The organism is Polaromonas sp. UBA4122, from assembly GCA_002381615.1.
In the GTDB taxonomy this organism is placed as follows: Bacteria; Pseudomonadota; Gammaproteobacteria; order Burkholderiales; family Burkholderiaceae_C; genus Polaromonas.
On sequence record DFWY01000129.1, the window covers coordinates 1 to 15,177 of the forward strand.

Annotated in this window: 10 protein-coding genes; 6 read left to right on the forward strand and 4 right to left on the reverse strand. The window is 58.6% G+C overall.

Annotated features, from left to right (window positions below; translation table 11 throughout):
• Window positions 1-1,848: 1,848 nt before the first annotated feature.
• Entirely contained in the window at window positions 1,849-2,931 is a 1,083-nt protein-coding gene (locus B3F77_RS15695) for a hypothetical protein (protein WP_293605850.1), read from the forward strand.
• Window positions 2,932-2,971: 40 nt separating this feature from the next.
• On the opposite strand, the gene B3F77_RS15700 is transcribed toward B3F77_RS15695, so the two are convergent.
• The 3 genes from B3F77_RS15700 to B3F77_RS15710 form a co-directional block, all read right to left on the reverse strand.
• A complete protein-coding gene (locus B3F77_RS15700; RefSeq protein ID WP_293605851.1) occupies window positions 2,972-6,613 on the reverse strand; it encodes a site-specific integrase in 3,642 nt (1,213 codons plus the stop codon).
• A 12-nt stretch (window positions 6,614-6,625) separates the two neighbouring features.
• Window positions 6,626-8,314 (reverse strand): hypothetical protein, encoded by a 1,689-nt coding sequence (locus B3F77_RS15705; protein ID WP_293605852.1) that lies wholly within the window; start codon window positions 8,312-8,314, stop codon window positions 6,626-6,628.
• 203 nt (window positions 8,315-8,517) lie between these two features.
• Window positions 8,518-9,390 (reverse strand): LysR family transcriptional regulator, encoded by an 873-nt coding sequence (locus B3F77_RS15710; protein ID WP_293605853.1) that lies wholly within the window; start codon window positions 9,388-9,390, stop codon window positions 8,518-8,520.
• 109 nt (window positions 9,391-9,499) lie between these two features.
• On the opposite strand from B3F77_RS15710, the gene B3F77_RS15715 reads away from it, so the two are divergent.
• From B3F77_RS15715 to B3F77_RS15725, 3 genes are read left to right on the forward strand one after another with little or no spacing between them, the layout of a single operon-like run.
• The gene (locus tag B3F77_RS15715; protein ID WP_293605854.1) at window positions 9,500-10,342 is read left to right on the forward strand and encodes a Bug family tripartite tricarboxylate transporter substrate binding protein; all 843 of its coding nucleotides are present in this window, start codon (window positions 9,500-9,502) and stop codon (window positions 10,340-10,342) included.
• Window positions 10,343-10,364: 22 nt separating this feature from the next.
• The gene (locus B3F77_RS15720; RefSeq protein ID WP_293605855.1) at window positions 10,365-11,087 is read left to right on the forward strand and encodes a PIG-L deacetylase family protein; all 723 of its coding nucleotides are present in this window, start codon (window positions 10,365-10,367) and stop codon (window positions 11,085-11,087) included.
• Complete coding sequence (locus B3F77_RS15725) at window positions 11,084-11,776, forward strand: 4-carboxy-4-hydroxy-2-oxoadipate aldolase/oxaloacetate decarboxylase (RefSeq protein WP_293605856.1); 693 nt, start codon at window positions 11,084-11,086, stop codon at window positions 11,774-11,776. The genes B3F77_RS15720 and B3F77_RS15725 overlap by 4 nt, the downstream gene beginning before the upstream one ends.
• A 328-nt stretch (window positions 11,777-12,104) precedes the next feature.
• Here the strand turns inward: B3F77_RS15725 and B3F77_RS15730 are convergent, their stop codons facing one another.
• Complete coding sequence (locus tag B3F77_RS15730; protein ID WP_293605857.1) at window positions 12,105-13,019, reverse strand: LysR family transcriptional regulator; 915 nt, start codon at window positions 13,017-13,019, stop codon at window positions 12,105-12,107.
• A gap of 101 nt (window positions 13,020-13,120) precedes the next feature.
• Here B3F77_RS15730 and B3F77_RS15735 point away from each other — a divergent pair, with 101 nt between their 5' ends.
• A complete protein-coding gene (locus B3F77_RS15735) occupies window positions 13,121-14,287 on the forward strand; it encodes a mandelate racemase/muconate lactonizing enzyme family protein (RefSeq protein WP_293605858.1) in 1,167 nt (388 codons plus the stop codon).
• A gap of 179 nt (window positions 14,288-14,466) precedes the next feature.
• Window positions 14,467-15,177: NAD(P)-dependent alcohol dehydrogenase (locus B3F77_RS15740; protein WP_293605859.1), on the forward strand; the 711-nt coding region annotated here is incomplete at its 3' end.

The following is a 15,177-nucleotide window of genomic DNA, read 5'->3' on the forward strand; positions in this document are numbered from 1 at the left end:
TCCGTTTGAGAACCTTGCGCATTTGTCCGCGAAAGTAAATTTGTTACTTTTCACAAAATAAAAGTGTTACTTTGCGGAAAACGCTGTGTTTTGAGGGCGACCCGCATTGGTGATTCGAATTGATGGCGGAAATACATTTTCTAATACGTTATTCATGAAATAAGCCCTTCAGTTTTTCGTTAAGTGTTCACAGATTGGACGTAGTTACAGCATATCCACTCCGCATGAATTCGACAAGGAAACGGATTCGTGCGGAACTGTCAACCTCTGCTAACTAGGTTCTTGCCGGGAAGTCATTCACGGCGGGAACTCAATGGATGGAACCTGAAGAACACGGGTGTTGCGGTTGAGCACTTGATGCTGACCAATGCCGTTCACGACTGTTCCGAGTTTCGGCCTTCCATAGAACTGTGGACTCAGGCAGTCAAGGCCAGTGGTTACGTGGAGGCAACATTGAGTGAGATTGCTCCGGACGAGCATCATTAGCGGTCAGTCAAGTGCTGCCAGCCCTCCAACTGCGCTGCGAACCAGGTGAAAGGCACACCTTCACCCGCCGACCGCTATGGGTTCGACCACTTGAGTCCCTGTGGGGAATTCTGGCCAAGTGGCAATTCGTCAACCGACTGCCCTACGCGAGCATTGCCACTTCGCTTCTGACTCGATCGGCCGCAATATGATGGACCGGAATACCCACAATATCAGATCAAGGCATAGATCTACGGCTGCTTGGCGCCTTCAGAGTGGAGCGTCTCGGTGAACACAGCGGACTGTCGCACAGCATGCTTGCCAGTGCCGCATGCTGTTCAGGTGCTGATTCAGAAACCATCCGACGTCAGCCCGTATCTTCGGTTTTGCGTGGTGTGTATGCAAGAGGGATTCCATGCGGTGTTGTTTCAGTTCCTGCCGATTCGGATCTGCCCGATTCATCGTCGGCGTCTCAATGAGTCGTGCCCAAACTGTCGCTCCAAAATCCCCTATCGACTCGACGCATCGTCCGCATCACGCCCGTTTTCCTGTCCCCTTTGCGCGCACCCGTTGCTGGCCGACCCGACGGCGCTTGCACGTCAGCATCACACCACCGCGGCACACCACGTCATCACGAACTGGCAACGATTTCTGGCGACCTATGCCTATTGGTATGCCGACCAGCATGCCTGGCGTGACACTCGCCCGCCCCATCCACGCACTGAGGAACAATTAACGAATCCGCGCTCAGCCAAGCGTCTCGAATTTGTTGGCGGGCTCCAAGACCTGATGAATGATCCGCCGCCGCTGCCGACATTGAGGCTGCCGATGAGCACTGAACTCCTGCCGAATGCGACGTTGCACATCCTGCCTGACAGGGCCACTGGCGAGCCAGATTTTTCGCGCGCACTCTGGCCCCGTTTCCATACGCGTAGCTTTTTGAGTCTGTACCGGAGGTACTCTCACTTTGCCGCGCGGCTGCAGGCTTTGACTCTGCCTCACCAACGCCAGGCAACGCACTGGTGGCGAAGAAGTTGGGAGGGTGCGCTGTCGCGACCATGCGAGTCTGAGACGTCATTCATATGCCCACCTTTCGGGATTGCCGAGTGGGCGTGCTACTCACTCCTGCCGAAACCTCCCCGACCACAAGGTGCCACATTTCTGAACCTCAGCCAGCGATTTGAGCAGGATCTGCGGTTGACCTGGCAGGCGTGGGATGGCGTGGTAACTCACACGGGGAATCACTGCCGCCATCTCCTGCACCCCTATCTCGTACCGCCTCGAGCGTGTTGGTTAACTGCCCCTGCGTTCGACCCCGGGTCACCAGCACTGGGATTTTTATAACACAAAGTAACATATTTACTTCGCTATCGCTGTAACGGATTGATTTCATTAAATGAATTTCTATCCAGCAACGAGCGAGTTGGCGTCGACGAAAAATCTGACAAAAAGCTCAAAAGGAAAACGCAAGCTGTCAAAGCACCCCCGACCAGTTTGCCGCTTGCTTCCTCAGGTGTTGACACTGAGGCCTTCAATGTCTTCAAGAACAGGTTGCGCGAACAACTCGGCTCGAAAGACATAGAAGGCAAAAGCAGTCTATCGCGCTTCGTCAACAAAACGCTGGATGAAGTGAAGTCAGGCCAGCAACGACTGGATGACACGAGTTCTGTGGCGGGTCATAAGGACGAGGCACCTGTGTGCATTTTTGTGCGGGGTGACAAGGAGATTTCGATCTCCACCTCGCCAGCAGAGGGCAGCATGTATGTTGCTGGGGAAATATCGACCCTGGCCTGGGCAAGCTTCGAAGCCTTCGCCCGGGGGGCCTGGCACATGCTGGTCACCGCCCTCAAAATCGACCTCGATGAGATCAGCTTTTCACACGGAATTCTGATTTCTGACACCAAATTTTGCCTGGCGGCCAAATTCGAACTTGACCCGCGCAATGCCGACGCCCTGTGCAGTGCGGTAACCCAGCGCCGCATATCGACCTGCACTGCCCTGCTAAGCAACTCACATCTGTGGAACGACGCGGAATTGAAAAAAAACCATGCTGATCCAGAAGACTTCGATTTGATCGTAGCAGTCCAAAATGCCCGGCAAGAAATTAGCACCAAGGAACTGCCATTCAACTGCCTGTTTGAGAGCGACCTCTGGGTCCAGCCCTTTGGGATTCCGAAGGGGCTCGCTACCAGGAGGCCGCCGGAAGCCAGCACAAAAAACCGTTGTGAAACGGGTAAATCAACCGGCTATTGCTCGGAACGGCGCCTCTTTCACTTCAAGATTTTACAAAGCAATACCTTGGAAAATATCAGTTTCGATGAAGATGAGTTTTTCGATAACATTCTGGCGGTTTCCGGCAAGGCATGCCCTCTGATCGAAGTCCACTGGGAAGAAAAATTTGAAGACAAGGCGGTCATCTCGCGCACCCTCAAAGGGATCAAGATCGTTATGGATGTATTGTGCTGAAGAGCCACAGGCTGGCTCATTGGGGTGTCAAATAGACGGGTTAATCGGCGCCAATTTTTGCACAGGCGGCGATGGTGTTCCAGACCGCCCAAAGAAGCAGCAATTCGAAACTTCCGCGCAGTTCTCCGCTCTCGCGAACAATCGCAACGACACGCTCCGGCGCCCCCCAGGGCGGGCGGTCAAAGCGAGCTACGTCGAGTTGAAAGGTTCGCCCGACGTCCTGCTTGGCATGAAGATAGTCTTTCAGACCTGCTGTCTGAATCATTTTTGACAGACCGGGGTGCAGCGTTGAGCCAGATACCAGCCAAAGGTCATCGCCAGTGAAATTCATCGCAAGCGAGAAAGCCTTGAAAAAATCGAGCTGCGCTTGGTCAAATAACAAAATCTGTCGCGACGGTCCGACGGTGTGAACCCAGTCCTCAAGTCCAGCCAGGTTGGTTGGGATGCTGGCGGCTGCCTGCGCTATTTGCACCAAATTGCTCATCCTTGTGGTGCTCACCCCGCCCAATAATTTGTAGGCGCCAAAGCGCTTTTCATCTGCCGCGAGCCGTGCTGCTGCTTTGGCCATCTGAGCTCCCAGAGCCTGCGCCTCGTGCGCCGAGACTTTGGCATGTTCTGCCGCCTTCATCTCGGTCTGACCAATGACCAGCAGGCGAAGGAATCGCAGGTAGCGCAGCAAAAGCGGCTCGATGGAAGCTGCTTGCGTCACTTCTGCCTGGCGTTGTCCGATCAGATAACCAGGGTCGAGTTGGATGGCGTCGAGATTCAACGCGCGGAGTGGGGGTAAATGTGAGTCCGTCGATGAGCTGGCGGCGACCTGCGGCATCCACAAATAGAGGCAGTTGATATAGCTCCTCAAGGTCATCGCCGGGCTCGCGTGGCCCAGCAGGCGCGCCACAGCCCACAGCGTTCGACGATCCGTTTCAGTGCTGCCAAGCAGCAGGCGTCTGGTTGCCTCCACCAGTTGCGGCGTGAGAATGACGCTTGGGTCGAGCTTGACGCCCAGCAGGATCGATAGCACACGCATCGAAAACCCGTGGCGCAGCATGTGCACTGTGCTGCCGTCATGCCGGGTCACCCACTTGATGTCGGCAATCAGGCTGGCGCCGATCAGATTCTTGATGCCGATGAATGACTCACGCGAGACGCCCGCCAGCAGCGGCGTGTCTGACTGCACGCCTTCACGGTGCACCCAATTCAGGAGGACTTTTTCAATGACCTCTTGTTCAGTAACGGTGAGCGTTTCAATCAGGGGCACTTGCCGTCGTGACGATGCCGTTTTCAGCGCCCGAGTCCAGTTGCTGCGCACCAGCACGGTCAGGGAGCCGGCACTGTCAAGCCAATCGCTTCGATTCAGACCAACGGCTTCGCCAATGCGAAGCCCAAAGCGGGAGCAGGCAATCAGTACGAACGCTTTTGAGAGCACATTTTCATCAACCTCATTGACTGCCGTGCCGCCCAGCTGCATCGCGAGTACAGCAATGTATTCGTTTAGAAGCAAGAGTCCAGGGCGGCCGACTCCCACTGTAATGGCTGGCGAAATTTCCGCCCAATTCGGATCCAGAAGTCCGTAGGTGGAACGGATGAAGTCGTGGAATTCTCGAAGCTGTTGCAGCGTGCGTAGTGGTGCGTCGCTGATACCCGCGAGCCGGCCGTCGGCTTCGCTGCCAGGACCATCAGTTGCGCTGGAAACCCAAGACGCTACAACCTCCGTGTACAGATCAGTCAGTTCGTCCTCTTCCATGTCGATGAGATTGGCGTCTGCAATCGCGTCGGAGAATGGCGGTGCAAGCGAATACCAGTACCTTTGCGCTGTGGAGGCCCGAAGCCGGTCCCGGTTGCCCCGCTTGGGTTTGCGTGTCAAAAGGTGGGTGGCGAAGTGAGCCAGAAGAAAAGGCGCATCGCCACGATCAAACCCTGACTCTTTCACCTCGCGCGCAATTTGCGCCGCAATCTGCCGATTCGAATTCGTCGAACGCAGCGATTTTTCTATCGCATCAAACAGTAATTTGCATCGCTCTAGCACCGTACCTTTGACTTTTGTCGCTGGCTGATGGTGAGAGCGAAAGAAGTGCTCCGCCTCATTGTCGGCGTCCGACCCGGTCTGCAGCGACTCCGGCGACTCCCCCTGCAGTCGTAAGGGTGCTGATTCGGTGGTGACTCGAATCCAGTCGGCGTGGGGAAGCGCCGCCGATGGTCTGCGTGCGCTCAGGTAGGAGGCGTACACGCCGGGCAGACGCAAGGCATTGGTCTGGCTGCGCAGTTTCACTAACTTCTTGATCAGTCCTGCGAGATCCAGCGTGTCGTCATCAAGTGCGCCTGGCAGCGACGCGAGTGCAAGCGGCAGTGCCGGAACCTTTGACGACGACTTGCCGGCGCGGGCCAGGGAAATCCAGTTGGCGGCCCTGGTTGTGACTTCTACCCGGAACACGGGTTTGCCGTCCTGCCACTTGGCACCGTAGGACCATTCGAACCAGAACCTGCCGCCGAAGCGGACCAGTTGAATACTGTGGTGGTTGCAAAGCAGCGAGCACAGCGCCTGGAAGTGGGCGACATTCGAGTTCACGACAAGGTCGATGGCCGCCAGAGCCGCCGCCATGACCGGGCGTTCGGCATTTTTATGCTTTCCTGAGATAAGTGATTCAAAAATGGCGCTGAACTGACCAAGACGCTTGCCCGCAACGACGACATCCTCAGTGAAAAGCTGACGGCCTTCCGGCGTCAGCACGTAACGCCTACGCAGCCTCGCATGCTTGCCCCGGGTATGCCACTGCGTGGTAAGTAATTCTTCGAAGACGTCGTAGCGTATTGACCCCATGATGTGTGGAAGACCATCGGGGCGAAGCAACATTCGGCGCGCGATGACGTCGAGATCGTTAGAGGACAGTTGATCGACACCACGTCCTTTGAGCTCGATCTGGATTTCCTGCTCTGCCAGTTGACGGGCCGATTTCAGTGTCACTTCGCGGCGCTCGGCCCGAGCTTGTCGCCCGAATCGACGCCCAAGTTGGTCGATTGTCTTGTCGACCACCAGAGTGCTGGCAATCTGCGGACCTACATCTTGCGCCGGAAGTGAGAAGCCAAGCTCTACCTGGAGCCGGTTGACCAGCGGGCGCGCGAGCTCCAGATCGTCCGCCGGCACCCGGACCGAGAAGTCACCGTGGCTTTCAGCATCACGGTCAGCGTGGCCGAGGAGGGCGTCACGAATTTCCGGATGTAGGCCCCATCGCCGCAGGAGCGTGGAGTTGAGATGGCGAAACAAATTCCATGGCAAGGGCCAGCCGAACCGGCAAACGACGTCAAGCTGCGTTTCCGAGACCTCGATCCAGTCGAAAACTGGCTCTGCCCTGACGAAGAATAACAACGGCAGCGCGGCCTCTGGATCGGCGCCCAGCACTTTGCCAAGCTCGGCGGCGAATTTTGGAGCGATGTTGCGCAGCGATTCGGCAAGCCGGCTCAAGTGCGGGAGATAGTGAACTTGCAGCAAGTCTCGCGCGTAGCTGCTGAGCACGCAGATGCGCGAGCCTTGCGTCGGCCCAGCAGATTTGTCCTCGACATAGAGCAGCGCCTGGTCGAAGTCGATCCAGGCCGACGATTGGAACGGTGAGTTAACTGGGCGTGATCCGGTGCTGGCCAGCAGTGCCATTACCGTCAGGGCGGTGAGCAGGTTGTGATGTTCCACCCAGGATGAAGTCTAGGCGGCGGCATCCACCCGCTTGACGAGGCCGCCGATTGCCGCGCGCAGCAGCGGCAGGCGCAAATCGAGTTCGCTGCCGCAGCAATTGAGGTCGACATCGACGATCGGCGCTATGAGGCTGGCAAGTCCAGGTCTCACGTAGCTGCCGAGCGCATCGAGGACCTGTGGCGCGCGATATGAGCCACACGCACAGGCTGCGGGCAGAGCGGTGCGTCTGTCGGAGGCAACAAGTTGTGCCAGCGACTGGTCAAGAGAGTTCTCAAACACCCGCATCGCGAGAGGGTTGGCAACGCTCGGGCCAGAAAGTCTGGACAGGCCCTCGTGGTTCGTGAAGCGGGTGTTAAACCAGGTTGCCAGTGTCCGAACGGAGCTGATCTTGATCCACAGGTCGCCAAAGGTTAACGCAGCAGGAACTTTGGTCTGGGCAGCGCGTATAGGTTTCAGAACTGCCGATTCAATCTCGTAAATCCATTGGCGAGCGAGTGGATGGATCCAAGGTCGAGCGTCAGAATCCGAGGTTTCGGATCGCCAGCGCCGTGCGAACCGGGGGGGCTCGCGGATCAGACGGCTGGCTTTCAGATCAAGGCGCCAGCCGGAAGTTGGCTCCGACGCGAGCGACAGTTTTCCGACGTCGTGCATGGTTTGCGTGGATAGAACAGCAATCAGTGTGACCGCAGCGCCGAAGCGATCGTCCAGGGCGTCCGCCTTGAGGAGTTCTTTGATCCGCTCGAAGAGAAGATTTTCTTCAACGGTGGTGAGTTGGTGCCACGAGTGCCGAAGGAATAGGGCGTGTTCGACGCCCTCGAGTCGCAGCCCGTCGCCAAGTCGTCTGCGCTTGGCTTCGGAGTGCTCCTCATTCGTCCTCTGCGTTGCGATACCAGTTCCGTTACCGTCGATGTCGCCGAAACTGGCTGCTTTACCTGAGGGCTCTTTATCAAGTGACGCGAGCAAGGCGAGCCAGTTTTGTGAGTCGGGATCGTATAAGTAGGGCTCTAGGGAAGACTTGGCTGGGGCTTGATTTTTGACTGGCAGTGCTATCCACTTCCTTCCTTCGAGGATCGATAACAAGGCCTGAAAGAAGGCGCGACCAGACGGTTCATCGCTTTGGGCCAGCGCAGCGCGGCACTTCATTGTTGTTTCGGCCTGGAATTCAAAGTATCCGCGGGCACTGCCAACCAGATTCTCGATCCATTTGTGGTGGGGGTGACCGGTCGTTTCACAGACCGTTCGCAGCGTCCGACAGACGACTAGCAAGTGGCGTTCCCTGGCTACCGACTCATCCAGGGCGTCCAGTGCTCGGATCAGGATGTAAAGACGCAGACGTTGCATCCAGGCAGAGGTTTCATCTGCTGGTAGTGCACGACGCGCTGCGGCCAAGCTTGCCAAGTATTGGTCTTCGAGTTTTAGGCGGAACCTGTCCTCGACACGTTGATCGGCTTGAAATGGCCGTATGGCGTTGAGCAGGTCGGTGTCAAGCCAGTAGGAGCGGGCAAGGCGGTCAAGTCCTGGGGCATGTGGGCAATCCGGGGACCATTCTGAGAGGATGTCAGTGCACTCTTTGTTGGAAAGGAATGCGATGATGGCGCCAACGAATCTCAGTTCAGTCGATGAACTGCACAGGCGTTCCAGTCGCCGTAAAGAAGGACCTGCGGTAACGGATTGCGCGATCCCACGAAGCTGGCTCATTGGTCCAGATTGCTGCCCAATGGTCGCAGAACCTGTTCTACCCTCGGTCTGGAATCGCGGGGTCATAAGGGCAATTCAGTGGTAGTTTGGTTTTCTATCCTGAATAGATGATATCAGCGAACGACGTAAGTCATTGTTTTTCAACGATTAATATACTAAGAACAACTTGTAATCCTGATCTAGGTCTATGAAATCACTCAGGCTCATAAAAAGCGCGCCACCACTGGCGACGGCTCGTCGAGGCGGCATGCCAGCAGCACGCGGCTGGCGGCGTCGGGGGTGTTGATCGGACGATAAGCCACGCCCGGGATGCCGGTCTTGGCATAGGTTTCGGGCAGGATGGACACGCCCATGCCGGCCGCAACTAGGCCGAGGATGGTGGCGCCTTCGCGCGCCTCCTGTCTGAGGTGCGGAGCAAAGCCGGCACGGCTGGCCAGCACCGAGACATGCTCGAACAAGCCGCAACCCAGCCCACGCGGAAACAGGATGAAAGCCTCTTGCGCCAATTGCGCCACTGCCAGCGGTCCGGCCTCCGCGGCCAGCGGATGCGCAGCCGACAGCACGGCCATCAGGCGGTCGTTCCACAGCTCGATGGTCCTGATGTCGGGCGGCGGGCAGAACAGTATGGACGGGCGCAGGAAGCCGACATCAATGCTCTTGTCTGCCAGCGCGCGCAATTGCTGCCCGGTCGACATGTGGATCAGATCGGCACGCGCGCCGGGATGACGGGCGCAAAAACGTTGGACGATACCGGGAAACGCCTCAAACATCGGCACCGAGGCAGTGAAGGCAATATGGATCTCCCCGGTCTCTCCCTGCGACGCCAGCCTGACCACTTCACCGGCCCGGTCCAGATGTGCGAGCGCGCGGCGCGCCTCTTCGAGGAACAGGCTACCGGCCGCGGTCAGTTCGACATTGCGATTGTTGCGGTTCAGGAGCTTGGTGCCCAATTCTTCTTCCATCGCCTTGATCTGGGTAGAGAGCGGCGGCTGGCTCACATGCAGGCGGCGCGCGGCCGCGCTGAAGCTCAACTCCTCGGCCACAGTCACGAAATAGCGCAGTTGTCGAAAATCCATTTATTGCAAAACCAGAAAGTGGGGTCTTGAAAAAGTATTGGACGAGATTAATGATCGCCGTGCATCATCTCACATGCAGTCTTACAAGTTCAAAATTGAAGGAGATCTCATGTCCTTGCTTTCCCGCCCTGGGTGCCTACTAAAGAATCTCGCAGCCGCTATTCTCGTCACCTTCGCCCTGCTGCCCGCCGCTCAGGCGCAAGGGCCCTTTCCCGCGAAGCCGATTCGTGTCGTCGTGCCCTACGCAGCGGGCGGTGGAGTCGATATCGTCACCCGCGTGGTCACGCAAAAAATGGCTGAGATCCTGAAGCAAACCATCATCGTCGACAACCGTCCGGGCGCCGCGACCAATATCGGCATGGACTATGTGGCCCATGCGGATCCGGATGGCTATACCTTGCTGACGGCCTCCAATACGCTGGCCAGCAACGGTGCGCTTTTCCCCAAGCTGACTTTCGATCCGGCACGCGACTTGGCGCCGGTCGGCGCAATCGGTTCTGCGCCGCTGGTCGTGGTCGTGCACCAGTCCTCGCCATTCAAAACGCTGCCCGAGTTGATCGCCTATGCCAAGGCCAATCCCGACAAGCTGAGCTATGCCTCGGCCGGCAATGGCAGCTCCGGCCATTTGGCCAGCGAATTGCTGAAGGATGAAGCCGGCTTCAATGCGCTGCATGTGCCGTACAAGGGCGGTGCGCCGGCCATTACCGACCTGCTGGGCGGCCGTATTTCCTTCATGTCGATCAATCCGCTGGAAGTGATTGCGCATATCCAATCCGGCAAACTTCGAGCACTCGCCGTGCTCGACAACAAGCCGACCGCCCTGCTGCCGGATGTGCCGACTGCGAGCAGCTTGCGCCTGCCGGGCAGCGCGGCCGAGTTCGGACATTTCGTCAAGGCCGAGACGATCAAATGGACCAAGGTCATCAAGACCGCCAAAATCGAAGCCGATTAGGCCCGACGAACAGGAGAAGCCAGTGAGCACGACCAGAAAAAGCGTGTTGGTGGTCAGCGCCCATTCCGCCGACTTTGTGTGGCGAGCGGGCGGCGCCATCGCCTTGTATGCCAGGCGCGGCTGGGACGTATCAATCGTCTGCCTGTCGTTCGGCGAGCGCGGCGAGTCGGCCAAGCTGTGGCGACAGCCCGGCATGACCTTGCAGAAGGTGAAGGACGATCGCCGCGATGAAGCAATGCGGGCCGCAGAAATTCTCGGTGCCAGCATTGAATTCATGGATTGCGGCGATTATCCGCTGCGCATATCCGACGATGCCTTGTTCAGGCTGGTAGACATCTATCGCAAGCGCAGGCCGCAATTCGTGCTGACGCATTCGCTGCGCGATCCCTATAACTTCGATCATCCGCTGGCCACCCATGTTGCCCAGGAGGCGCGTGTCATTGCGCAGGCGCATGGCCACAATCCCGGCGAAGAAGTGCTGGGCGCGCCGCCCGTTTTCCTGTTCGAGCCGCATCAGCCTGAGCAATGCGAGTGGAAGCCGCAAGTGCTGCTCGACATCACGGAAGTGTGGGCGCAAAAGCAGCGCGCCTTCGAGCTGATGGCGGCACAAGAACACCTGTGGGAGTACTACACCCGGGTGTCGCTGCAGCGCGGCGCACAAGCCTCGCGCAATTCGGATCAGAAGATCACCTATGCGGAAGCTTTTCAGCGCGTATTTCCGCAAGTCACCGGAGAACTGGCATGAGCGTCGCAGTACGCCATATCGCGCGCACCGGCGCGCACGATATCGAGAAGCTCGCACTGGCAGGCGCAGCCACCGTGCATGAGGCGCAGGGGCGCAGCGGCCTGATGCAGCCGTATATGCGACCGGTGTATGAAGGCGCAGCGATCGCCGGCAACGCGGTGACGGTGCTGGCACATCCAGGCGACAACTGGATGCTGCATGTGGCCATCGAGTTGTGCCAGCCGGGCGACGTCATGGTGGTCGCTTGCAGCGCCGGAAATCATGACGGCATGTTCGGCGAGCTGCTGGCAACCTCGATGCGGGCCCGTGGCATCACGGGCCTGGTGATCGATGCCGGCTGCCGCGACGTGCGTGCGCTCAAGGCGATGCAATTTCCGGTGTGGGCCAAGGCGATTTCCGCCAAGGGCACGGTGAAGGCGACGCCGGGGTCGGTCAACATACCGGTGGTGTGCGCAGGCGTGCTGGTGAACCCGGGCGACGTAATCGTGGCCGACGACGACGGCATCGCGGTAGTTCCGCTGCGCACGGTGCCCACGGTGGTCGCCGCCTGTCACGCCCGGCTCGAGCTTGAGGAAGTCAACCGCAAGCGGCTGGCGGGCGGCGAGTTAGGCCTCGACATCTATGGCATGCGCGACAAGCTGCGCCAGGCCGGGTTGGTGTACGTGGAGAGTGCGCAGGATCTGGAATAGTCCCGCCCGTGCGGCGTTTTTACGCCAGCGCAGGAAGATCCGGCCGACCCGATTCATCATCCCAATCCCGCTGCCCGGGCGGCGTATCCTGAGCGCGGACCTGCCAAACCCGGCTCCAGAATAGGCAAAACGGTGCTTGCCAAACCAGCCCATGGCGAGATACTTGGCTTGAGATGATTGATTTCCTATCCGTCTAACCCGGTTCCAGGCCGTTGCCCCGGAGCAATGACAGAGCTTTGCGCATCTCTCCGAACTGAACGCGCGCCAGCCAATAGGGGTAATAGTGGCGCGCATTTCTCTGCCAGAGGCGCGACTTGTCGCAAACAGATTAGGATGCGTCGCACTCACCTTGACAAGCCGCTTGCCAGAACGCGTCAGCTGTCGAGCTAACATTTGCCGGGTCTCGGTAAAGCCGAATATCGAGATCAATGCGCCAGTGGTCAGGCCCGGCCACAACCAGACGCCCACTGGCCAGTTCGTCCTGCATCAGTGTGTTCGGCAGCCACGCTATGCCGCGGCCATCAATCGCCATGGTCTTCAGCACCGTGGCCAGATGGGCGGTAAAGACCGGTTGAACTGACCGGCGCTCCAGTTCGGGGCCATGCACTGCGCGCACGATGCGCCCGATGCCCGACTCGGTGCTGTAGTCAAGCATCGGTATGCCGTTCGGTTCGGCATCGTCCAGCCGGTGGCATGGCCGGCCGGCATTATCGGCTCCGGTCACTGGAATCAAGACATCGTGGCCAACCTTAATCGACGGATAGCCGGCTGTCTCGAGCCGCCCCTGCGCTTGACCGTAGGCGTGGCACAGCACGAACTGAACGCGGCTCTGCAGCATGAGCGCTTCACACTGCGGCAGAACGTCCGACACCAAGCGAATTGGCCCTACCGTCGTGCGCGATTCCAGACTGCGCAACCAAGGTGGCAGGAAAGTGAAAGAGAGCGCATGCGTCGCGGCGAGGCGCAAGGTCGCTGAATTGGCATCGGCCACGGCGCATGCCTCGCCTGGAACGCGAGCCACGCGCGCCAACATGTCCTGCGCCACGCTGCGGAACCACTGGCCGGTTTCGGTCAGCTTGGCTGGCTGAGTGCTGCGGTCGAACAACTCGACGCCAAGCCACTCTTCCAACGCACGAATGCGCCGGCTAAACGCCGGCTGTGACATGTGTCGCTCGTCCGCCGCCCGCGAGAAGTTGCCGGTGGCCGCCAAGGCCAGAAAGTCATCGAGCCAGGACAGGTTCATCGGCGGTACTTCTAAAGCATCGAAGCAGAGAAAAAAAGCATTGGTAAACGAAGGCTACCGCGCCGATCATAGCAACTCACCTATTTCGGAGCAGATGAAGAATGAAAATTGTTGAGATCCGCGAAAAGACTGTCCCTATCGGCTCGCCCATCCGTAACGCTTACATCGACTTTAGCAAGATGACACTGAGCCTGGTGGCCGTTATCACCGATGTCGTGCGGAATGGTCGGCCCGTGGTCGGCTATGGCTTCAACTCCAACGGTCGCTACGGCCAAGGCAAGTTGATGCGCGAGCGATTCATCCCGCGTGTGATGGAGGCCGATCCGGCATCGCTGGTCGACGCGACTGGCAACAACCTCGATCCCCACAAGATTTGGGATGCAATGTTCCGCAATGAAAAGCCGGGCGGCCATGGCGAACGCTCGGTAGCGATCGGCACCATTGATATGGCCATATGGGATGCGGTCGCAAAAATTGAAGGCAAGCCGCTGTTCCAGTTGCTGGCTGATCGCTACGGCGACGGCCATCCTAACCGCAAGATCTTCGTCTATGCGGCCGGCGGCTATTACTACCCCGGCCAGGACCACGGCAAGCTGAAGGACGAAATGCGCAGCTATATAGACCGCGGCTACACGGTAGTGAAGAAGAAGATCGGTGGCGCCTCGCTCGACGAGGATCTTCGCCGCATCGATTCGATCCTCAGCGTTCTGCAAGACGGCCAAAAGCTTTGCGTGGATGCCAACGGCCGCTTTGATCTGGACACCGCGATCGCATACGCCAAGGCGCTGTCGCAGTACGACCTGTTTTGGTACGAGGAGCCTGGCGACCCGCTCGACTTTGAACTGCAGGCCACTTTGCGCAACTACTATAAGAACCCAATGGCGAACGGCGAAAACTTGTTCTCCATGCAGGATGCCCGCAACCTTATCCGTTACGGCGGCATGCGTCCAGACCGTGACTGGCTGCAGTTCGACTGTGCCTTGAGCTACGGCTTGGTCGAATACCTGCGAACGCTTGACATGCTAAAGGAGCACGGTTGGTCGGCGAGCCGCTGCATCCCGCATGGTGGTCACCAGATGTCGCTGAACATCGCGGCAGGCCTAGGTTTGGGCGGCAACGAGTCCTACCCTGACCTGTTTCAGCCATACGGCGGCTTTCCTGATGGCGCGAAAGTTGAGAACGGTCATGTGAAGCTGCCGGATTTGGCGGGCATAGGCTTTGAAGGCAAGGCGGACCTGTACCGCGAGATGCGCGCGCTGGCCGAATAAATCACAGTACCTTGAAAAGGAGACCGGTTTATTACAAAGTCACTTCAGACTTGAACTCGCGAAATATTTGTCTGGCAGACCCCATGATGTAAAGCAGCGGAAGGATGCAAGGCACCGCCGCCACACGGCGAACACACGAAAGCAATAAAATTACCGCACCCCCACCACCAGGTTTTGACATGTCTCACGCTCTCGGCTACGCCGCCACATCCCCCAGCACCCCGCTCGCCCCCTTTTCTTTTGAACGCCGCTTGCCCGGCTCGCTGGATGTCGCGCTGGATATCCTCTACTGCGGCGTTTGCCATTCCGACCTGCACACGGCTCGCAATGAGTGGAAAAACACCGTCTACCCCTCGGTGCCAGGCCACGAAATTGTCGGCCGCGTGACTGCGGTGGGCGATCTGGTGTCCAAGTTCAAGGTCGGCGACATGGTCGGCGTGGGCTGTATGGTTGACAGTTGCCAGCATTGCGCGCCTTGCGCGGACGGCCTGGAGCAATACTGCGACAACGGCTTTACCGGCACCTACAACGGCCCCGAGCAGGGCACCGGCGCCAACACTTACGGCGGCTACTCCAGCCACATGGTCGTGCGCGAATCCTTCGTGCTTCGCATTTCGCACGACGAGGCTGGCTTGGCTGCCGTGGCGCCGCTGCTGTGCGCGGGCATCACCACCTATTCACCGCTGCGCCAATGGAAGGTGGGCCCCGGGCATAAGGTGGGCATTGTGGGCCTGGGCGGACTGGGGCACATGGGTGTGAAGATTGCCGCCGCCATGGGCGCGCACGTGGTGCTCTTCACCACCTCCGCTAACAAGCGCGTGGACGCGCTGCGCCTTGGGGCGAAAGAGGTTGTGGTGTCGAAGAACGCCGAGGAAATGGCCGCGCATGTC

Excerpts from the sequence above, each read along its gene's own strand:
- B3F77_RS15705 (WP_293605852.1), bottom strand. The coding sequence starts at position 8,314 with ATGAGCCAGCTTCGTGGGATCGCGCAATCCGTTACCGCAGGTCCTTCT.
- B3F77_RS15725 (WP_293605856.1), top strand. The coding sequence starts at position 11,084 with ATGAGCGTCGCAGTACGCCATATCGCGCGCACCGGCGCGCACGATATC.
- B3F77_RS15730 (WP_293605857.1), bottom strand. The coding sequence starts at position 13,019 with ATGAACCTGTCCTGGCTCGATGACTTTCTGGCCTTGGCGGCCACCGGC.
- B3F77_RS15715 (WP_293605854.1), top strand. The coding sequence starts at position 9,500 with ATGTCCTTGCTTTCCCGCCCTGGGTGCCTACTAAAGAATCTCGCAGCC.
- B3F77_RS15710 (WP_293605853.1), bottom strand. The coding sequence starts at position 9,390 with ATGGATTTTCGACAACTGCGCTATTTCGTGACTGTGGCCGAGGAGTTG.
- B3F77_RS15735 (WP_293605858.1), top strand. The coding sequence starts at position 13,121 with ATGAAAATTGTTGAGATCCGCGAAAAGACTGTCCCTATCGGCTCGCCC.